Source organism: Thomasclavelia ramosa DSM 1402 (genome assembly GCF_014131695.1).
Classification (GTDB): domain Bacteria; phylum Bacillota_I; class Bacilli_A; order Erysipelotrichales; family Coprobacillaceae; genus Thomasclavelia; species Thomasclavelia ramosa.
This window is the reverse complement of sequence record NZ_CP036346.1, coordinates 2137864-2159653: the sequence shown is the minus strand read 5'-3', so window position 1 is coordinate 2159653 and position 21790 is coordinate 2137864. Positions and strand designations below refer to the sequence as shown.

The window sequence follows — 21790 nt, the reverse complement described above, 5'->3', positions numbered from 1 at the left end:
TTTTTACATTTAATTATTACTAAGAAACATAGTTTAATTTAATGGACATATATTAGGGTGATTGTTATAATGTTAAGAAGAGTTTGCGGGTTAAAAAATAAATAATAAAATTATGTTATTTATGTTAATTTTGATAATTTTAGAAATTATTAATTATAATATTATTAGTGGGGGTGATTTAGTGAAACTTAAGGTTGATTTTTTTAATGCCTATGTGATTAAATTGGATGAAGATCATTGGCTAGATTTTAATATAATTAATTCACCCAAGTTGGCTAAATTATTAGCTTATATTATTTATCATCATCGTCGTAAATTAAGTTCTAATGATTTACAAGAATTAATGTTTGCTTCAGGTGAATCAAATAATCCAGCTAATGCGTTAAAGGCTTTGATTTATCGTTTGAGAACCATTTTAAAAAATAATTTAGGTGAGTATGATTATATTTTATCTTCACAAGGAACATATTATTGGAATCCTGAAATAGAGATGATTTTTGATGTAGATGACTTTACCTTGTATCATCGTTTAGGACGAAATGAGATTCATGATGAGGAAATAAGAGCTAAATATTATATGAAAGCTTATTATCGATATAGTGGTGAATTTTTGCCAATGATAGAAAATGTGGAAAAGTTATCGATTATTAGAGGTTTTTTGAACTCACAATTTTTAAATGTATCACGATTCTTGATTGAATTTTATTTAAAAAAGGAAGAGTATGGAATTATTGAAGAAATTTGTATGAAAAATTTAGCTGATAATTATCTTGATGAGAACATTAATGCTATTTTAGTTCTTGCATTAGTTAAACAAGATAAGATAACTTTAGCTAAAGAACACTATAATAAAGTCACTTCCGCTTTAAAAGATGATTTGGGAAATGCAACGATTAGGAAAATGAAGTATTATTTAAATTATAATGTCAATAATGCTGAAGAAAGAAATATTTTTTCTATTCAAGATGACTTGATTGAAACAAAGACGAGAGGTGCATATAGTTGCGATTATGATTTTTTTAAAAAGTCATATCGTTTGGAAGCACGAAAATCAATTCGTAATAGAACTAAAAAGACGTTAGCAGTATTGACTATTACACCTAAAAATTATATTAAAAATAATTTAGAAATTTATAATCTTGTTTTAGAAGAAACATCCAATATTTTAGAAAAAGTTATTTTAAATTCATTAAGATTAGGTGATATTGTTTGTAAATATAGTATGAAACAATTTTTGATTTTGCTTGATTGTGATGAAAATGGAGTAGTAAAAGCGATTAATCGCATTAAGAAGGATTTTTTAGCCCAGGATAAATATGAACGAGTTAGTATAGATTATAGTTATGCAGCGATTGCAGTAGCAAAAATGCATATAGATGATGAAGATATCTTAAAACTTCAATAAAAAAGAAGTAATTTTCCTCCTTAGTTAGTAAATGATAATAGGAGGTTTTTTATTATGTTTAAATACCCAATATACAAACAAGATAATAATTATAGTTGTGGAGCATACTGCATTAAAATGATTTTAAAATATTATCATTTAGATATTGAAATCAAAGAAATCAAAGAACGTTGTAAAGTGACTAATGAGGGAATTAGTGTTTATGGAATAATCAAATGTTTTGAATCGTATCATTTAGATGCTAAAGCTTATCAAAGTGATTTAAATACATTACTAAAGGAGACAAAATCACCTTGTATAATTCATCTTTTAAATGGTGAACTAACACATTATGTGGTGTTATATCGGGCAACAAAAAAATACTTATTAATTGGTGATCCTGCCCATGGGTTAACCAAAAGAACAAAAGAGTCGATTGAAAAAGATTATACAGGAATTTGTATCTGCATTCATCATGTTGGAAGATACAGAGTTTCTAGTCGACATCAGGAACAAAGTTTTATTAGTTTCATAATACTTCATTTAAAAAATAATTACTGTTATATTATCAGACTTGTTGCTAAAGCTATTTTGATTTCTTGCTGTAGTGTTTTAGGATCATATTATTTCCAAGGGTTAGTAGATCAAATCAATGGGATGAATTATATTATGATTTTAATTTTTACAGGTGTTTTTATGATAATAAGTGGGATTAGAATCATGATCAATTTTCAAAGGAAACAATTGGAAATAGAAATTCAGCGATATTTAAATCAAGAATATGTAAATAAAAGTGTCGTAAATATGCTGTATCTTCCCTTTAGTTATTATTATCGAAATCAAGAAGGAGTTCTTCTTACAAAAGTTCAAAATTTGTTTCAGCTAAGTGATTTTTTTATTCATTTTTATATGGCCCTATTTGTTGATTTAATTTTAATTATTGGTTTGTTAAGTGCCTTAATACTATTTTCAATGAATTTAGCTTTGGTTGTAATAGCTTTTTTAAGTATTATTACTATCGTTACAATTAAATGGCTTAAAATAGTTAATGGTTTAAATAAACAAATTGTTGTAAACCAAGAAATAATGAATCAAGGACATCTTGAGTATTTGAAAAATATTTATAATAGCCATCAGTTTTTTTTGAAAAAATTTATTAAAGAAAAGCTTAATTATTTATTTGAGGAATATAATTATAGCCTTTATCAACGGGACAGTGAATTAAATAAGTTGAATTTTATTAGTGAAACATTAATTCAATTATTATCTTTTGGCGTTGTATTATTGGCTAGTTTTCATTATAAAAAAGGAAGTATTAGTGTTGGTGATATTATCTTTTTCTATATGCTGGTATCGTATATGATTGAACCAATGTTTAATGTTATTGCTTTTATTATTAAGAAAGATGAAATTTTAATTTTATATGAGCGTTATAAAGAGATTATTCCTAATAGAAGTGAAAAAAAGCAAAAAATAAGGGGGCGAATCAGTAAGATTAGTTTTGATCATATTAGCTATAGTTACGGTTATAGTAAGCCGATTCTTCAACATTTGGATCTTCAGATTGAACGTTCATTATGGTTAAAAGGTGATACTGGGGTGGGAAAATCAACCTTACTTAAATTACTGATGAAGTATGATGAGTTATTAAAGGGGCATATTTATATTAATGGGATCGATTTAATGAATATTGATACTAATTCTTTGTATCGAAAGATTATTTATTTAGATCGAAAACCTGTTTTTTATCATGAATCATTGCGATTTAACTTGATTTTGAATAGTAAAGAGGAGGAACTGATGGAAAAATTGTTAAAGATATTTGGGTTAAATTACTATCTTGACCGTCTTGATTTGATTATTGAAACAGATGGTCAGCCTTTATCGTCAGGTCAAGCCCAGATAGTAATGCTTATCAGAGCTATCATAAAAAAACCAGAAGTTCTTATTTTGGATGAAGCATTGTGCAATATAGATGATTATAAAGCTAAGAAAATTATAAGCTACATACATGATAATTTGCCAAATACGATTATGATAATCGTAGCGCATCAAACAAAATTAGTGAATGAATTATTTGACTGTGCTATAATTAGAGATGGAAAAATATATAAGTAAATGAGGTAATTGTATGGAAATCGATTTTGCATTGATAAATGAAGCAGCTGGTTTTAATGAAGATTATACTGATGATTATCGTTCAATAATCAATGAAGCTGCAAAACAATTGGGAATTGAAGAAGATTTAGAATTATCATGCATCTTGGTAGATGATTCTAAAATTCACGAAATAAATAAAGAATATCGTAAAATAGATCGGGCCACAGATGTAATTAGTTTTGCATTAGAAGATAATGAGCAGTTTTATGTCCCAGGGATGCCAAGAAGTATCGGAGATATTTTTATTTCTGTTGATCATGCTAAAGTCCAAGCTGAAGAATATGGTCATGATTTAAAGCGTGAAATGTGTTTTTTATTTACCCATGGATTATTACATCTTTTAGGGTTTGATCACATGATAGAAGAAGACGAAATACAGATGATTGCAATGCAAAAATCAATTTTAGATGCTTTAAATATCACAAGACGATAAGTAGTTTATTGCTAATTTATAGACTTAGAAAGGATAAATACTCAATATCATGATTTAAGTTGAGTAGAAGTGGTTTTATGGATGTAAAAACAATAATTGAAAAGGCTTTTGAAGCAGCGAAAAATTCTTATAGTCCATACTCAAAATTCAAAGTAGGGGCATGTATTGAGATGAGAGATGGAAATTACTTTTTAGGGACTAATATTGAAAATGCAGCGTTTGGTTCAACTATGTGCGCAGAACGTAATGCTGTTTATGGTGCGTATAGCAATGGCTATGGTAAAGCTGATATCAAACAGCTGGCAATTGTGGCAGGTAGTGATGAGATTGTTTCACCATGTGGAGCATGTCGCCAAGTATTGATGGAACTATTACCACAAGATTGTCCAGTGATTTTGGCTAATCGTGAAAGTTATGAAATAACAACAATGAAAGAATTATTGCCGCGGGCATTTATAGGAGAAAGTTTAACATGTTCAAATCAGGATTTGTAAGTATCGTTGGTCGTCCTAATGTTGGAAAATCGACACTATTAAATAGTATTTTAGAGACAAAATTAGCTATCATGTCTGATGTTGCTCAAACAACTAGAAATACAATTCAAGGAATTCATACCGATGATGAAGCCCAAATAATTTTTATGGATACACCAGGTATTCATAAACCGCAAGATCGTTTGGGAACATTTATGAATACAACCGCTTTAAATAGCATTTTTGGCGTTGACCTAGTTTTATTTTTAGCACCGGCTAATGAAAAAATTGGACGTGGAGATAAATTTATTATTGAGCGCTTAAAGGAAGCCGATGGGCCGGTGTTTTTAGTATTAAGTAAAATTGATACTGTTTCAAAAGAAGAGCTGATTAAAAAATTACAGGAGTGGCAGGAATTATTTGATTTTAAAGAAATTATTCCAATTAGTGCAACTACTAATGATAATATTGATTTATTACTTAAAACGGTAAAAGCATATTTGCCAGAAGGGAATATGTATTATCCTCAAGATCATTTAACAGATCACCCAGAGCGTTTTGTAATGGCTGAATTTATTCGTGAAAAAATTCTTTATTTTACTAAAGAAGAAGTACCACATAGTGTTGCAATTGTGATAGAAAGAATGCTGGAAGATGAAGCGGGTGTAGAAATTATTGCAACAATTGTTTGTGATCGTAAAAGTCAGAAGGGAATTATTGTAGGTAAACAAGGGACGATGATCAAAAAGATTCGCCAGAATGCTCAACGCGAGATGAAACGTTTTTTACAAGTACCAGTTCATTTAGAGTTGTTTGTTAAGGTTGAAAATAATTGGCGCAACAAACAAAAATATTTAAAAGAATTTGGATATAACGAAGATGATTATTAATGGTGAAGAAAATATTACTGGACTAGTTTTAAAAAATAAGCCTTATAAAGAAAATGATATGCTGCTATGGATCTATACTCATGATTATGGCAAATTGGCATTAATAGCGAAAGGGGTAAAGAAGTTAAAAAGTAAAAATGCCCCTTCTTGTCAAACTATCACTTTGTCAGAATTTACTTTTATTCCTAGAAGTGGTTTATCAAATTTGATCAAAGGCGCTCCAGTTGAATATTTTCGCTATATTAAAGAGGATATTGAATTAGAAGCTTATGCAAGTTATTTTTGTGAGTTTGTTTATAAATTTACTAAGGATAATGATCCTGATGAGACTATATATAATACGCTGTTATTAGCATTACGTTCATTACAGACCGGATATAATCCTAAATTGGTCTATTTATTATTTAATGCCTTTATTATGGAAAAAACAGGTTCAAGTTTAGAAGTTGATCAATGTGTCAGTTGTGGGCGCCTTGATCATATTTCTGGAGTTTCAATTCATAGTGGTGGATTTGTCTGTCAAGAATGTATTGGAATGTATGATCAAAAATTAACAGTTGATGTTTTAAAAGGTTTTCGCTATATTAATAAATGGCAATTAGAAAATATTGATATGCTTCATCTAGAAGAAAATATAATCGATGAATTGATGCCTATTATGGAGGCTTATATTGATGAATTTACGGGGATTACGTTTCAAAGTCGTAAGTTTATTCGTCAATTCAATAATCTATAGAAATAATCGACAAAACTTTATCAACTTTTGTCGATTTTATTTATTTTTTGTAAAATTGTGTATATAATATGTAAATAAAGAAAGAGGAATGATCATGAGTGAATTTTTACCAATAAATCGAGAAGAAATGGAAGCAAGGGGTTGGCAACAACCAGATTTTGTATATATATGTGGGGATGCTTATGTTGATCATCCTTCATTTGGTGCAGCAATAATTTGCCGAACTTTAGAGAGTCACGGGTTTAAAGTATGTTTTTTAGCACAGCCGGATTGGCATAATGTTGAAGAATTTAGACAATTTGGCAAACCACGATTAGGTTTTTTGATTTCATCAGGAAATATTGACTCAATGGTTAATCATTATACAGTAGCTAAAAAACGTCGTCATAAAGATTTATATACACCCGGAAGTGAAGGCTTTAAAAGACCAGATCGCGCTGTAATCGTGTATAGTCAAATGGCACGCCAAGCTTATAAAGATGCTAATATTATTATTGGTGGGATTGAGGCTAGTTTAAGACGTTTAGGACATTATGATTATTGGGACAACAAAGTACGTAAATCGATAATTATTGATGCTAATGCAGATTTATTATTGTATGGAATGGGTGAAAATAGCATTATTGAAGTAGCTGAAGCACTTGATAACGGCTTGGAAATAAAATATTTAACTTATTTAGATGGAACTGTTTTTAAAACGAAAAATCTCGATGATGCTCACGAGCCAGTTATGTTGCCAAGCTATGAGGAAATTTGTAATAATAAAAAAGCTTATGCAAAATCTTTTCATATTCAGTATTTAAATACTGATCATTTTAATGCAAAAACTTTAGTAGAACCGTATCAAGGATGGTATGTTGTTCAAAATAGGCCTAATCGTCCGTTGAAGCAAAGAGAGTTTGATCGTGCTTATTCATATGATTATAACCGTGATAGTCATCCTAGTTATAAGCAGCATGTTCCTGCAATTGATGAGGTTAAGTTTTCTTTAATTAGTAATCGAGGATGCTTTGGTTCTTGTAACTTTTGTGCATTGGCTTTTCATCAGGGAAGAATTGTTCAAGCGCGTTCGCATGAATCAATTATTAGTGAAGCTAGCAAAATGGTTTGGGATCCTGAATTTAAAGGATATATTCATGATGTTGGAGGACCTACTGCAAACTTTAGAGGGCCTGCTTGTTCGAAGCAAAATAAACATGGTGCATGTCCGACTAAACAGTGTTTATGGCCTAAAGCTTGTAATAATCTAGAAGTAAGTCATCAGGATTATTTAGAATTATTGAGGAAACTAAGAGTATTACCAAACGTAAAAAAGGTTTTTGTTCGTTCAGGAATTAGATATGATTATCTAATGTATGATAAAGATGATACTTTTTTTAAGGAGTTAGTTCAAAATCATATTAGTGGTCAGTTAAAAGTAGCTCCGGAACATATTAGTGATCAGGTATTAGATAAGATGGGAAAACCTCGGAGAGGACTATATGAGAAATTTGTTGATAAATATTATCAATTAAATGAAGAATACAACAAAAAACAATTTTTAGTTCCGTATCTAATGTCATCACATCCTGGGTGTACACTTGATGATGCGATTGAATTAGCAGAATATTTACGGGATATTCATCATCAGCCAGAACAGGTTCAAGATTTTTATCCGACTCCTGGAACTTTATCTACGACAATGTATTATACTGGTTTAGATCCTCGTGATATGTCTGAAGTATACGTTCCAAAGACGGCAAAAGAGAAAGCAATGCAAAGGGCATTGATACAATATCGTAATCCAAAGAATTATGATTTAGTGTATGAAGCTTTAGTGCAGGCAAACCGAAAAGATTTAATTGGGTTTGGGAAGAATTGTTTAATTCGACCTCGTCGCAATAATAATCAGCGCTCTTATCAGGCTAAAAATAACTATCAAAAGAAAAGGAGAAATTAGCTATGAAATATAGTGAAAAATTTACATCAGCAACGGCAACACATGTCAATTTTGATATATATTTACCGACTGTAATGATTCGCTATAAGGCTATTATCCAGATTCATCATGCAATGGGAGAGCATTCAGGGCGCTATGAACGGTTTGCTGAATATTTAGCTCACGATGGTTTTGTTGTCGTTGTTAGTGATTTTCCGGGTCATGGGACTTCATTATATAATTATGAGCAGGGTTATTTTGGGATTGGTGATGCAACAAAGACATTAGTTGAAGATATGCATCGCTTGCGAAATATTATGGCATCTCGGTATCCAGATTTACCATATTTTATGATTGGCAATCAACTTGGTTCATTAGTATTACGACAATATATGGCACAATATGGGGACTTTATCCAAGGTGCTATATTAATGGGAACCTGTGGCAAACCTCATTTTGCATTGATTGGAAAACTAATTATTAAGGGGGATGCAATGCTTAAAGGACATATGCATCGTTCCAAAACGGTTCGTAAAAATGTTATCAATCAATTAATTTCTCGTACTAAAAATGCAACTTATGTTACTGGTGATGCTCGAGAGTTAGAACAGTACCAGCAAGATCCGTTTACTGATTTTACATATACTAATAACGCTTATGAAGAAGTGTTTGGCTTAATAAAAAAAGTTTCTACTATCCAAAACATAAAAAAAATACCTGAATATTTATCAGTTTTGATAATTTCTGGTGCTAAGGATCCTTTTGGCAAATTTGGCGTAGGGCCTAAATGGTTATATGAAGCGCTTAGTCATCAAGGAGTTAAAGATATTACTTTATCGCTCTATGATCGTAGTCATCATGATTTATTACACGATCAACAGCGTCTTGAAGTGTATAAAGATGTACTTGATTGGTTGAATCAGCGAACCTTTGTTTGATACCCTTATAGTTGGTTGACAAATAACTACTATAAGGGTATTTTATATGTGCACGAAAAAATAGATATTAAACAAATTATTGCCTTTATTTGACTTGACTGTGTTCAAGTCATTCATTGTTTATATATCTAAAATAACATGAATATAAGGAGTAAATTATGGCAAGCAAAGATATGGATAAATTAGTAAGTCATGCAAAAACTTCAGGATTTGTATATCAGGGTTCTGAAATCTATGATGGCTTAGCAAACACATGGGATTATGGTCCTTTAGGTGTTGAAATGAAAAACAATATTAAACAATTGTGGTGGAAACGTTTTATTCAAGAATCACCATATAATGTAGGATTAGATTCAGCTATTTTTATGAATCCGCGGGTATGGGAAGCGAGTGGACATGTTGGTGGATTCTCTGACCCTTTGATTGATTGTAAGGAATGTAAGACCCGTCATCGTGCGGATAAATTAATCGAAGCTTATGATCCGAGTGTTCATAGTGAAGGATGGTCTAGTGAAGAGACAGTAAAATATATCAAGGATCACAATATTGTTTGTCCTAATTGTGGGAAAAGCAACTTCACTGATGTAAGACAATTCAAATTAATGTTCGAAACTCAAATGGGTGTAGTCGAAGATGCAAAAGATGTGGTTTATTTAAGACCAGAAACAGCTCAAGGTATCTTTGTTAACTTTAAAAACATTCAAAGAACATCACGTAAAAAAGTGCCATTTGGAATTGGTCAAATCGGGAAAGCTTTTAGAAATGAAATTACACCAGGAAACTTCATTTTTAGAATGCGTGAATTTGAACAAATGGAATTAGAATTTTTCTGTAAACCAGATACTGATTTAGAGTGGTTTGATTATTGGAAATCATATTGTCAAAAGTTTTTATTTGATTTAGGATTAAAAGAAGAAAATTTAAGATTTAGAGATCATGAAAAAGAGGAACTTTCCTTCTATTCTAAAGCCACTTGTGATGTTGAATATAATTTCCCATTTGGTTGGGGTGAATTATGGGGAATTGCTGATCGAACTAATTACGATTTAACCCAACATCAAAATCATTCTAAAAAATCTTTAGAATATTTAGATCCAACAACTAATGAAAAATATATTCCTTATGTTATTGAACCTTCGGTAGGTGCTGATCGTCTTTTCTTATCAGTACTTTGTGATAGTTATGAGGAAGAAATTTTAGAAGATGGTGAAACTAGAGTTGTAATGAAATTACATCCAAGTGTGGCACCGTTTAAAGTTGCTATCTTGCCATTAACCAAAAAACAAAGTGATAAAGCAACTGAAATTTATGGTCAGTTAGCAAAATATTTTAATTGTGAATATGATGTTGCTGGACAAATTGGAAAACGTTATCGACGTCAAGATGCAATTGGAACACCTTACTGTGTAACTGTTGATTTTGATACAATGGAAGACGAGACAGTAACTGTACGTGACCGTGACACAATGGAACAAATTCGTTTACCAATTAATCAATTAGTTGATTATATTAGTAAAAAGATCACATTCTAATAAGGAGGAACATTAATGCCGAGACTATCATCAGAGAAAATTAATGAAATTAGGCAAAGTGTTGATATTGTTGATGTCATTGGCACGTATCTTCCCTTAGAAAAAAAAGGCCGTAATTATGTAGCGATATGTCCTTTCCATGATGACAGCCATCCATCGATGTCAATTTCACCAGAACGACAAATATTTATGTGTTTTGTCTGTCATCATGGGGGAAATGTTTTTACTTTTTTAAAGGATTATTTGAAAATACCATATATTGAAGCCGTCAAGATGGTTGCTAATATTGGTAACGTTGATATAAGTAAATATAATTTAGAGAGTCGAGTTAAGCCGGTCGATCAAAAGTTAGAACCACTGTATCGTATGCATGATGAAGCCAATAAAATTTATAATCATTACTTGAATACTAAGTTAGCGATTCAAGCTAAAGAATATTTAAATAATCGTAAAATTACGGATGAAATTATTGAAACCTTTGAAATTGGATACGCCCCTAATAATCATGTACTATTAAAGGCGTTTGAAAAAATGAATTTTAATAAGGTTTCAATGTTTGAGTCTGGTTTGATTATTGAAGCTTCAAATGGATATGATCGTTTTACAGACAGGATCATGTTTCCACTACATGATGCTAGTGGTCGTGTCGTTGGGTTTAGCGGTCGAATCTATAAACAAAGCCAAAATGAATCTAAGTATATGAATTCGCCCGAGTCATCAATTTTTATTAAGGGTGATACTTTATATAATTATCACCGCGTTGGCGAAGAAGCACGACAAGCGGGTTATATCATTATTACTGAAGGATTTATGGATGTTATTGCATTATACAAGGCTGGAATAAAAAATGCAGTAGCAATTATGGGAACCGCCTTGACACATGGGCATTTAAATTTATTAAAACGTTTAAGTAAAACCGTATATTTATGTTTAGATGGTGATCAGGCTGGGAGAAATGCTACAATTAAAAGCATTGATATATTATTGAGTGCTGGTTTCATCGTTAAGGTAGTTGATTTACCAGATAATTTGGATCCTGATGAAATTTTGGATAAGCGTGGTATAGAAGAATTAAACGCTGTAATAAAAAGACCATTATCTTCATTAGATTTTAAGATGAATTATTATTATGAAATGACAAACATGGATAATTATGAAGATCGTAAATCTTATTTAGAAACAATTGCCAGAGAAATCAGTAGATTAGATGATATTATTGATCAAGATCATTATATCCAGCAATTAGAAAAAAAATCAGGTTTTTCAAGAAACATTATTGACCAGTTAATTAATCAAAATACAGCTGTAAGAATTGAGACAGCAGAGCCACCTAAAATACCAAAATTTCAAAATCAGCGATTATTGGATAAATATATAAGAGCGGAACGTGATTTATTATACTATATGATGAATGATAAAAATGTCGCAATGATGTATGAGGCAAAAGCAGGTTTTATGTTTAATGATATTTATCGAATCATTGCTTCTTATATTATTGATTATTATCGTCAAGAAGTTGTATTAGAGGTTGCTGATTTAATCAGTAGTATTGAAGATGAAAACTTGGTTCAAAATATAATTGAGATATCGCAATTAGGATTACCTAAGTTAAAAGATACTAAAGCCATTGATGATTATATTGAAACAATTAAAGAAAAAACTGTAATGGTAAAAAAAGAAGAATTAACAAAAGCATTGGCAGATACTTTTGATCCTAAACAAAAGGCGCAAATATTAAAAGAAATCATAGCATTAAAAGACAAGGAGTAATATATGAAAAAAAAGAAAAATGTAACTGCAGTATCATTTGATGATTTAAAGCAAATTGTTTTAAATGATGCTAAAAAAGAAGATGGTGTATTAACACAAGATCAAATTGATAATTATTTATCTACATATGATTTAAATGATGATCTTGCAGAGGAACTATTAGAATTTATTGGAAATAATGATATTGTTATTTCTGATGATGGATTAGATGATTTAGATGTAGAAGACGAAGTATTATTAGCTGGTGTACCTGCTGAATTAGATGATGATTTAGGACTAGATGATGATTTAGGATTAGATGGTGATACTCCAGATTTAGATTTTGCTGGTGATTTCGATATGATGACAGGTGATACGATTCATATGTATCAAGTTGCTGATGCTGATGCGGAATTAGATCAAAATCAATTAGGAAGTAATGTCAAGATCAATGATCCAGTTAAAATGTATTTAAAAGAGATTGGACGCGTTGAACTGCTTACTCATGATGAGGAGATAGACCTTGCTAAAAAGATTTTAGAAGGAGATGAAGATGCAAAAAAGGAACTCGCTGCTGCTAACTTACGTTTAGTTGTATCGATTGCTAAAAGATATGTTGGAAGAGGAATGTTATTTTTAGATTTGATTCAAGAAGGTAACATGGGTTTAATCAAAGCAGTCGAGAAATTTGATTATACTAAGGGATTTAAATTTTCAACTTATGCAACATGGTGGATTCGTCAAGCTATTACAAGAGCTATTGCTGACCAAGCTAGAACAATTCGTATTCCTGTACATATGGTAGAAACAATTAATAAATTGACAAGAATTCAGCGTCAATTGATTCAAGAATTAGGGCGTGAGCCTAGTGCCGAAGAAATTGCTGAAAAAATGGATGGAATGACACCAGAAAAAGTTCGTGAAATACAAAAAATTTCTTTAGAACCAGTATCTTTGGAAACACCAATAGGTGAAGAAGATGATTCTCATTTAGGAGATTTTATCGAAGATGAAGGTGCAATGTCGCCAGATGATTATGCTGCTAATGAACTTCTAAAAGATGAATTGAATGAAGTCTTATTAGAATTAACTGATCGTGAAGAAAAAGTATTACGCTTAAGATTTGGTTTAGATGATGGAAGAACTAGAACGCTTGAAGAAGTAGGGAAAGAATTTAGTGTAACCCGGGAAAGAATTCGTCAAATCGAAGCTAAGGCACTTCGTAAATTAAAACATCCTTCACGTTCAAAAAGATTAAAAGACTTCTTAGATCGTTAAAATGAAACTATCAAAAAGATTACAGCTAATTGCTGATGTAATTAGTAAATATAAACAAGGAAGTGTTTTAGCAGATATTGGAAGTGATCATGGCTATTTGCCATGCTACTTAGTTAAAAATAAGATTATAACTTGTGCTTACGCTTGTGATGTAGCACAGGGACCATTAGATTCCGCAAAAGAGACAATCAAACAATATGGATTAGAAGATAAAGTTTTTGCACTATTGGGAAACGGGCTGAACCCAATTCTTGATCGTGAAGTGGATATGATCAGTATTGCTGGAATGGGATCTTATTTAATTAGTGAGATTCTTGAAGAGCATCGTGAGTATTTAAGAAATGTTAAACTGATGTTTTTACAAGCTAATGCCAATAATGATCATTTACGTAAATATTTATTTGCTAATGATTGGATCATCATTGATGAACAGATGGTTAAGGATGCTGGGCATATATATGAGGTGATGGTAGTTACAGCGAGACAGAATAAAGCAATTACATATAATCGTAAGGATGAAGAGTTTGGACCAATTTTAATCAACAATCAAACTCCATTGTTTAAAGAAAAATGGCAAAAACAGTATCAAGTTTATGAAAAGATTCAAAATACATTACCACATGATCATCCGCGTTATCATGAAATTGCTGATAAAATGAAAATGATTGAAGAGGTGCTCCATGAATGCCGTTAAAATAATTAATTATTTGGAATCAATCTTTCCACTTAACTTACAAATGTCGTGGGATAAATGTGGAATTCAAGTAGGTGACTGTAATCAACAAGTAACAAGTATAATGGTTGCATTAAATGCTGATATAGAAAGTCTTCAAAAGGCAATTGATCAAAATTGTCAAATGTTAGTTACACACCATCCATTTTTGCTAGAAGAAATAATGAATCTTGATTTCCATAATCATCATGGAAAGTTTATTGAAATGGCAATAAAAAACAATATTCTTGTTTATAGCCTACATACTTGTCTTGATCGAGGCAAAGATGGTATTTCGATGAATGATTGGCTTATTAATGCTTTAGGTGTTCATGATGTTAGCTGTTATGATGAATTTCAAGTGGGGAAAATGGCACTTTTAAATCAGCCTTGTATGACTAGCGAGTTAGTTAAGAAAGTTAAAGATACTTTTAATGTACCAGTACGTCTTGCTGGTAAAGAAGTAGAGATTAAAACAATTGCTATTTGTGGTGGTAGTGGGGCCGATGATCTTGAACAGCTAGCTGGTCGAGTGGATGCATATATAACGGGTGATAGTAAACATCGTCATGCTAAATATGCATTGGATCATGATATTGTCTTAATCGATGTTCCTCATCATCTTGAAGTAATTATGGAAAAGCGACTTGCTAGTTTATTGAGTAATCTTGGGATTACTGTAAAAGAAGCGAATAGTCAGGATTATTATTCATATTATTAAAAAGTATTTTGATGCATGTCATAAAGTTGAATGTAAGTAATTATAGCCAAGATATTTACATAAAGTAGGTATCTTGGTTTTTGACTTTTATGCTACAACATAATTGGAGCTATTGATGTAAGCATATAATGGGATGTGTGTTTTTAGTTGTATTAAAATAACTGTTTAAAATATTGATATTGAGGATAATTTTATTAGGATATGGTCTTAGGGAACCTAGTTAGGCACTTAAGTGATGATATCGATTATATGAATTAGAAATTTGTACAATATGTTCAAATTTTACTCTTATTTTATTTAATAAAAATAGTTTTATGTTCTAAAAATCAATCAACTATAAAAAAAGAAAGGAACCCAATGATTCGATTCCTTTACGGCAATACAGTCTTAATTAATAATATTATATTTCAATTATATGTTTAAATCAAATTATGCTTTTTCATAGAATTGTAAATACCGTTATTATCTATATTGTCAGTTATTTCATCAGCAACTGCTTTTAAACCTTCTTTAGCATTGCCGACGGCGATTCCAATATTAACATATTCAAGCATTTCTTTGTCATTCATTCCATCACCAAATGCATAAGTATTTTTACGTTCAATTCCTAGGTAGTTGATTAATGTTTCAATAGCATTAGCTTTGTGGATGTTTGGGACTGATAATTCGCCACTGTTATCACCAAAAGCAGGAACAGTACAATGGATTACATTGAATTCTCGATCAAATTCTTTAATAATATTATTAAATGGAATATTCGGATTTTCTAAAAAGCAGGCTTTATTAATGTCATCACGACGCATCTCTTGACCTTCAATTAGAGCGTTAATAAAATGGCTGTCTTTTTTTCATAGCGAGCTTTGGCCTGAGGATCATTTTCATAATCACCATATATAATTCTTTCAAGTCTTTTAACTAGATTTTTGCTTGCAAATAAACCGCCATTACTTTCAACATAGTAATCAAAATTATTAGTATCAAAATAGTCAACCATATGATTAACTGCTTTATTTGTCACTTTTTTATGATAGAGCATTTGATTTCCTATTTCAATATAGCCACCGCCAGCTCCAATTACTCCGTCAATTCCACATTCAAGAATGAAATCATAGATTTCAGCCTTGCTGCGCCCAGTACATAAGTATACTAAATTTCCTTTAGCTCTAGTTAAAGCAATTGCTCTTTTGGCAGATTCAGGTACATGTTCAATCCCGCCGGTATCACTTACGAGTGTGCCATCAACATCAAAAAATATAATCTTTTTTTCCATATAATTTCTCCATGTATAAATTATAACATCGTGATATTTAGATATAATTGATTTTCATATTTTGAACAAGAATTGTTTAAGCAATTCTTGTAATGCTGGTTAATAAGGTGTATCATTTTCATGTTAAAGCGAGGGAGATTTATGGCAGATCAAAGTACGGATTTAATTAAGGGGAGTATTTATAAATCAATTTTATGGTTTTCAATTCCATTATTGATTGGTAATTTATTTCAGCAATTATACAACACAGTCGATTCTTATGTAGTTGGCAACTATGTTAACAGTAATGCATTAGCTGCTGTAGGAGCTTCTACCCCAGTAATTAATATGCTTGTAGGCTTTTTTATGGGACTGGCAACGGGGGCTGGAGTTGTAATTTCCCAATATTTTGGGGCACGACGGATTGAAAAAATGCAGCGTGCTGTCCATTCATCACTGGCTCTTACAGGAGTTTTATGTGTTGTTTTTACGGTTGTAGGGCTATTGTGTACCCAACCGCTTTTAAAGGCTATTGGAGTACCACAAGAAGTTTTACCTCATTCATCGATGTATTTGATGATTTATTTTTGTGGTATTTCTTTTGGCCTTGTTTATAATATGGGTTCAGGAATTTTAAGAGCAATCGGTGATTCAAAACGACCTTTAATTTATTTGATCGTTGCCAGTGTTGTTAACATCGCTTTAGATTTTTTATTTGTTTGTAGTTTTAATTGGGGAATCGCTGGAGTTGGAATCGCAACAGTAATTGCTCAGGCAATTAGTGCGGTAATGGTAATGTACCAGTTGATTCACACAAAAGAAGATTATCGAGTGCAAATTAATGAGATTTCATTTGACAAACATATTGTTAGAAAAATCGTACAAGTAGGCTTTCCTGCAGCATTTCAGCAAAGTTTAACATCTTTTTCAAATGTTATAGTACAATCGTATATTAACAGTTTTGGAACTGCAGCAATGGCTGGATATTCATCAACGATCAGAATTGATGGATTTTTGCAATTACCGTTGCAAAGTTTTAATATGGCAATCACAACTTTTGTGGGTCAAAATATGGGGGCAAAACAATATCAACGTGTCCGTCAAGGAGTAAAAGCAGCCTGGTTAATGTGTTCAATTGTAATCTTAGCTGGTTCGATTACAATGGGATTATTTGGTAGTGAGTTAGTTGGAATCTTCACTAATGATAAAGCCGTAATTGCTGCAGGGGTGACAATGATCAATGTTTTTGCACCATGCTATATTATTTTACCGATTGTTCAAATTCTTAACGGTACATTGCGTGGAGCAGGGCTTTCTAAAGTACCAATGTATTTTATGGTAGGAAGTTTTGTTATTTTAAGACAAATCTATTTAATGATTACCGTTCCATTAACGCATAATCTAGCTTTTGTTTTTGCAGGATGGCCTGTTACTTGGGCAATTTGTGCAATTGGATTGTTAATTTATTATCGAAGAGTTAATTGGCTGCCAGATGAATAAAAGCTTAATTTTCGAGAGAAAATTAAGCTTTTTAAATAATTTTAGCTAAATCAATTTTAGGTTTAGGATGAGTAGAAACATTTTGATAATCAAATTGACGTAAATATTCAATTACTTGATTTGTCAAGTATGTTGGTGTAGATGCCCCTGAGCTAACAGCTGCAGCATGTTTTTCCTTTAACATAGATATATCAATATCATTAACACTTTCAATCATATAAGTGTCCTTATTAGCTTTTTCATGTGCGATACTAGCTAATTTTTTAGTATTGTTCGAATGAGGATCACCAACGATAAAAATGACATCAACTTCATCATTAATTTTTGCAATAGCTTCTTGACGTACAGTTGTTGCTTGACATGTTTCTTTAGCAACAATTAAATTATTTAGTTTTGTTTTAGCATATTCACATAAATCATAAACATCATATAAAGACATTGTCGTTTGATTTGTAATGACATAGTTTAAATTAGGATCAAGATTTTCAAAATCGGTTTTATTTTCAATCAGATGGATATGAGCAGGATCAATTGATAATGCTCCCTCTGATTCCGGATGACCAGCTTTGCCAATATAAAGAATTTCAATCCCTTGATTTAAATAATTTTTAATTAAGTCATGAGTCTTAATAACATCGGGGCAAGTAGCATTGATTACTTGAATATTTTTTGAATGAGCCTTTTTTATAACATTATGACTAGCTCCATGAGCAGTAATGATAACCGTTCCCTGGGAAACCTGATCTAATAATTCTTCACGCGAAGCACCTTTTTTATCAATCGTTTTGACACCTAAATTATTTAAAGCATCAACAATATATTGGTTATGGACAATCATGCCTAGAATATAAACATCATCTTGATGGGCTTGTTTTTTAGCTAATTCGATTGCACGAACAACCCCTTTACAATATCCTCTGGGTGTAATTGGATATACTTTCATTAAATCACCTCGTGGTTATTGTACCATATTTTCAAACTTTACGTCATCTGATTCTTCTTTTGTTTCTTTTTTCTCTTGATCGATAGGAGTAATATTTTGTTCAACCTCATCAAAGTCAATATCGTTAATATGATTAACTGCTTGAATGACTCTAAAAGCATTTTTAGTATTGTTGATAATAGGGCGGATTTGATAGACTAGAGGAATTACTTGATTAATGGTATAAACAGTTTTAGAGGCATAATGTAATGTTTTTTGTAAATTGGCGCGGGTTTTTAGTTTTCTATTAACAGGAAACCCTTGATTCATGGGATTCATTTGGGGATTGAAATTATTGTAGTAAAAATTTTCATCATAGAATGGGTTCATTTTTATCCCTCCTTTATTAATAATGTATGCAAATAATTAATAATTGTGATATTGAATACTTGTTATTTTGCTTGGAGTTAGAGGTTATTTTTGCAAAGGGCAATAGCTAGATAAAAATTGTTTGGGTAAACTATTGTTGTTTAACTATTTTATTTGTTTTTAAGTGGGATTTAGGTCTTTAAAACTAACTTTGAGGACTTAGAATAGAACATACTAAATCTATTTAAAGAATAGGTTTATTTTATTTGCTTTTTATTTTGGTTATGTTAAAATTAGTTGAATTTATCAAAGAAAGGAGTACAAAATGAGTACATTTACAAAATTTAAAATGCAGGAATTTTGTTTACAAACAATTGAAGAATTAGGTTTTCAAAAACCAACTTCAATTCAAGAACAAGTAATTCCTTTAGTGTATAAAAATAGTGATATTATTGGTATTTCACAAACAGGTACAGGAAAAACTCATGCCTTTTTGTTACCGGTAATGGATCGCATCGATCCTAAGAATAATAGTGTTCAAGCTGTAATTACAGCCCCGACACGGGAATTAGCAACCCAAATCTATAACAATGCTAAATTATTTACTAAATATAATAGTGAGATCAAAGTATCTTTGATCGTTGGAGGAAATGATCGTCAAAAGACCGTTAATAAACTAGCAGTTCAACCACATGTTGTTATTGGGACACCGGGAAGAATTAAAGATTTATCTTTAGATGAACAAGCTTTAAAAATTACAACTGCTTCAACTTTTATTGTTGATGAAGCTGATATGACGCTTGAATTTGGATATTTGGAAGATATTGATGCTGTAGCCGGGAAGATGCGTGATGATTTAAGGATGATGGTCTTTTCTGCAACGATTCCGCAGATGTTAAGACCGTTTTTAAAAAAATATATGAAATCACCAGTATTAGTAGAGATTGATGATGATAAAGTAACTACTGAAAATGTGGAACATATTCTAATTGCAACTAAGCATAAAAACCGTTATGAGGTATTAAAAAAGATTATTGAGTCGATTGATCCTTATGTATGTATTATTTTTGCTAATACTCGTAGTGATGTTGCCAGTACGACTAAAAAATTACGAGAAGACGGATTTAAAGTGGGAGAGATTCATGGTGATCTAGAACCTCGTGAACGTAAGCAAATGATGCGGCGAATTCAAAACAATGAATATCAATTTATTGTTGCAACGGATATTGCGGCTCGTGGAATTGATATTGATGGAGTATCGCATGTTATTAATATGGAATTTCCTAAAGAACCGGATTTTTATATTCATCGTAGTGGTCGTTGCGGCCGTGGAAATTATACTGGAATATGTTACAGCATGTATGATACAACCGATGAAGCAAATTTAAAAGTTCTTGAACGTAAAGGAATTCTTTTTAAAAATATGACGATTAAAAATGGTCAATTTGTTGATTTGGGTGATCGTTTAAAAAGAAATAAACGTCCTAAACAACAAACCGAATTAGAAAAGAAAGTTCAAAGTATTATTCGTAAACCAAAAAAGGTAAAACCTGGTTATAAAAAGAAACGTAAAAGAGAAGTTGAGCAAGTTGTTCGTAAACAAAAACGAGCAATGATTCAAAATGATATTCGCCGACAAAAGAAAGAAAGAGCTCGTGCAGCTCAAGCGGCTAAGAGGAATGGAGAAGAGAATTAATGATTATTGGTAGTCATGTTTCAATGTCAGGAAAAGAGATGTTATTAGGTTCAGTCAAAGAGGCATTATCATACGGGGCTAATACTTTCATGTTTTACACTGGAGCTCCCCAAAATACTGCCCGTAAGCCTATTGATCAATTACGCATTGAAGAAGCAAAAGAATTAATGAAAGAAAATGGAATTGAAATTGATAATGTTGTTGTGCATGCACCGTATATTATCAATCTAGCTAATACAACAAAACCTGAGACTTTTGAATTAGCAGTCAGCTTTTTAAAGCAAGAAATAGAACGTTGTAAAGCGATAGGAGCAACACGATTAGTTTTACATCCAGGTGCCCATGTAGGAGCTGGGAGTCAGATTGGTTTGGAAAGAATCGTTGAAGGATTGAATGAGGCAACAAAAGATTGTGGTAATGTTAAAATTGCTTTAGAGACAATGGCTGGTAAAGGAAGTGAATGTGGTCGAACTTTCGATGAATTGCAATATATTATTGAAAATGTTGATAATAATGAATGTTTAGGGGTCTGCATGGATACTTGTCATCTTCATGATGCTGGATTTGATTTAACTAAGTTTGATGATATTTTAACAGAATTTGATCAAAAAATTGGTTTGGAACGGTTATTGGTTGTTCATGTAAATGATTCTAAAAATGAGTGTGGAGCAAGTAAAGATCGTCATGAAAATATTGGATATGGTCATATTGGATTTGATACATTGAATATGATCGTTCATCATGATAAATTAAAAAGTGTTCCTAAGATTTTAGAAACACCATATATTGAAAAAATTGCTCCATATAAGGAAGAAATTGAGATGTTTAGAACTCAAACTTTTAATCCTAGATTAAAGTAATGGGGACAATTGGATAAAAAACTTTTAATTTTAAGGCAAGTAGAGATACTTGTCTTTTCACTTATATAATTGTAGAGAACTTCATTATAATGGCTATCGATCAGTGCATAGCGATTATTTTGAATTAAATTATAAATTAGTAATAATTGCTCTTCGTCAATATCAATATCCTGCTCATATACAAGCTTCTTAAACATCTTAAAATCTAAATTAAATAATTCATTGTAACTAGTGTTACTCATCATGTTTCCTCCTTTTTTTCAATTATAT

21 protein-coding genes are annotated in these 21790 nt (G+C 31.3%); 16 read left to right on the top strand and 5 right to left on the bottom strand.

Features of this window, described 5'->3' with window-relative positions:
• Positions 1 to 181 precede the first annotated feature (181 nt).
• From EYR00_RS10505 to EYR00_RS10445, 13 genes are all read left to right on the top strand, one after another.
• Positions 182 to 1405 carry an AfsR/SARP family transcriptional regulator gene (locus tag EYR00_RS10505; protein WP_224209015.1) on the top strand — a complete coding sequence of 408 codons (1224 nt, stop codon included), beginning with the start codon at positions 182 to 184 and terminating at the stop codon, positions 1403 to 1405.
• Positions 1406 to 1459: 54 nt separating this feature from the next.
• Complete coding sequence (locus EYR00_RS10500) at positions 1460 to 3502, top strand: cysteine peptidase family C39 domain-containing protein (RefSeq protein WP_003536385.1); 2043 nt, start codon at positions 1460 to 1462, stop codon at positions 3500 to 3502.
• Positions 3503 to 3515: 13 nt separating this feature from the next.
• Positions 3516 to 3977 carry an rRNA maturation RNase YbeY gene (gene ybeY / locus EYR00_RS10495; RefSeq protein WP_003536388.1) on the top strand — a complete coding sequence of 154 codons (462 nt, stop codon included), beginning with the start codon at positions 3516 to 3518 and terminating at the stop codon, positions 3975 to 3977.
• Positions 3978 to 4054: 77 nt separating this feature from the next.
• Positions 4055 to 4471, top strand: a complete 417-nt coding sequence (gene cdd / locus EYR00_RS10490; protein WP_003536389.1) for a cytidine deaminase — start codon at positions 4055 to 4057, stop codon at positions 4469 to 4471.
• Positions 4450 to 5340, top strand: a complete 891-nt coding sequence (era, locus tag EYR00_RS10485; RefSeq protein WP_003536391.1) for a GTPase Era — start codon at positions 4450 to 4452, stop codon at positions 5338 to 5340. Before cdd ends, era begins: the two co-directional genes overlap by 22 nt.
• Positions 5330 to 6076 carry a DNA repair protein RecO gene (recO, locus tag EYR00_RS10480; protein ID WP_003536393.1) on the top strand — a complete coding sequence of 249 codons (747 nt, stop codon included), beginning with the start codon at positions 5330 to 5332 and terminating at the stop codon, positions 6074 to 6076. The genes era and recO overlap by 11 nt, the downstream gene beginning before the upstream one ends.
• 94 nt (positions 6077 to 6170) lie before the next feature.
• Complete coding sequence (locus EYR00_RS10475; RefSeq protein ID WP_003536395.1) at positions 6171 to 8015, top strand: YgiQ family radical SAM protein; 1845 nt, start codon at positions 6171 to 6173, stop codon at positions 8013 to 8015.
• 2 nt (positions 8016 to 8017) lie between these two features.
• The gene (locus tag EYR00_RS10470) at positions 8018 to 8932 is read left to right on the top strand and encodes an alpha/beta fold hydrolase (RefSeq protein ID WP_003536403.1); all 915 of its coding nucleotides are present in this window, start codon (positions 8018 to 8020) and stop codon (positions 8930 to 8932) included.
• 158 nt (positions 8933 to 9090) lie between these two features.
• Positions 9091 to 10464, top strand: coding sequence for a glycine--tRNA ligase (locus EYR00_RS10465; RefSeq protein WP_003536405.1), 1374 nt, complete (start codon positions 9091 to 9093; stop codon positions 10462 to 10464).
• 15 nt (positions 10465 to 10479) lie between these two features.
• Positions 10480 to 12234 (top strand): DNA primase, encoded by a 1755-nt coding sequence (gene dnaG / locus EYR00_RS10460; RefSeq protein WP_003536407.1) that lies wholly within the window; start codon positions 10480 to 10482, stop codon positions 12232 to 12234.
• Between the two features lie 3 nt (positions 12235 to 12237).
• On the top strand, positions 12238 to 13491 hold the full coding sequence (gene rpoD / locus EYR00_RS10455) for an RNA polymerase sigma factor RpoD (RefSeq protein WP_003536408.1): 1254 nt from the start codon (positions 12238 to 12240) through the stop codon (positions 13489 to 13491).
• Position 13492: 1 nt separating this feature from the next.
• Positions 13493 to 14185 (top strand): tRNA (adenine(22)-N(1))-methyltransferase, encoded by a 693-nt coding sequence (locus EYR00_RS10450; RefSeq protein ID WP_003536410.1) that lies wholly within the window; start codon positions 13493 to 13495, stop codon positions 14183 to 14185.
• Complete coding sequence (locus EYR00_RS10445; RefSeq protein WP_003536411.1) at positions 14172 to 14924, top strand: Nif3-like dinuclear metal center hexameric protein; 753 nt, start codon at positions 14172 to 14174, stop codon at positions 14922 to 14924. The genes EYR00_RS10450 and EYR00_RS10445 overlap by 14 nt, the downstream gene beginning before the upstream one ends.
• A gap of 419 nt (positions 14925 to 15343) precedes the next feature.
• Here EYR00_RS10445 and EYR00_RS16120 read toward each other — a convergent pair whose 3' ends face one another.
• Both EYR00_RS16120 and EYR00_RS16115 read right to left on the bottom strand, forming a co-directional pair.
• Complete coding sequence (locus EYR00_RS16120) at positions 15344 to 15727, bottom strand: HAD hydrolase family protein (protein WP_003536412.1); 384 nt, start codon at positions 15725 to 15727, stop codon at positions 15344 to 15346.
• A gap of 14 nt (positions 15728 to 15741) precedes the next feature.
• Positions 15742 to 16194 carry an HAD hydrolase family protein gene (locus EYR00_RS16115; RefSeq protein ID WP_003536413.1) on the bottom strand — a complete coding sequence of 151 codons (453 nt, stop codon included), beginning with the start codon at positions 16192 to 16194 and terminating at the stop codon, positions 15742 to 15744.
• A 141-nt stretch (positions 16195 to 16335) separates the two neighbouring features.
• Between EYR00_RS16115 and EYR00_RS10435 the strand changes: the two genes are divergently transcribed.
• Positions 16336 to 17673, top strand: coding sequence for an MATE family efflux transporter (locus EYR00_RS10435; protein ID WP_009009202.1), 1338 nt, complete (start codon positions 16336 to 16338; stop codon positions 17671 to 17673).
• Between the two features lie 31 nt (positions 17674 to 17704).
• Here the strand turns inward: EYR00_RS10435 and EYR00_RS10430 are convergent, their stop codons facing one another.
• Entirely contained in the window at positions 17705 to 18616 is a 912-nt protein-coding gene (locus tag EYR00_RS10430) for a 4-hydroxy-3-methylbut-2-enyl diphosphate reductase (RefSeq protein ID WP_003536415.1), read from the bottom strand.
• 15 nt (positions 18617 to 18631) lie between these two features.
• Complete coding sequence (locus EYR00_RS10425; RefSeq protein WP_003536416.1) at positions 18632 to 18985, bottom strand: hypothetical protein; 354 nt, start codon at positions 18983 to 18985, stop codon at positions 18632 to 18634.
• Between the two features lie 304 nt (positions 18986 to 19289).
• Between EYR00_RS10425 and EYR00_RS10420 the strand changes: the two genes are divergently transcribed.
• On the top strand, positions 19290 to 20660 hold the full coding sequence (locus tag EYR00_RS10420; RefSeq protein ID WP_003536417.1) for a DEAD/DEAH box helicase: 1371 nt from the start codon (positions 19290 to 19292) through the stop codon (positions 20658 to 20660).
• On the top strand, positions 20660 to 21520 hold the full coding sequence (locus EYR00_RS10415) for a deoxyribonuclease IV (RefSeq protein WP_003536418.1): 861 nt from the start codon (positions 20660 to 20662) through the stop codon (positions 21518 to 21520). The genes EYR00_RS10420 and EYR00_RS10415 overlap by 1 nt, the downstream gene beginning before the upstream one ends.
• On the opposite strand, the gene EYR00_RS10410 is transcribed toward EYR00_RS10415, so the two are convergent.
• Entirely contained in the window at positions 21493 to 21762 is a 270-nt protein-coding gene (locus EYR00_RS10410; RefSeq protein ID WP_008791383.1) for a hypothetical protein, read from the bottom strand. The two genes, EYR00_RS10415 and EYR00_RS10410, sit on opposite strands and share 28 nt — an antisense overlap.
• Positions 21763 to 21790 lie beyond the last annotated feature (28 nt).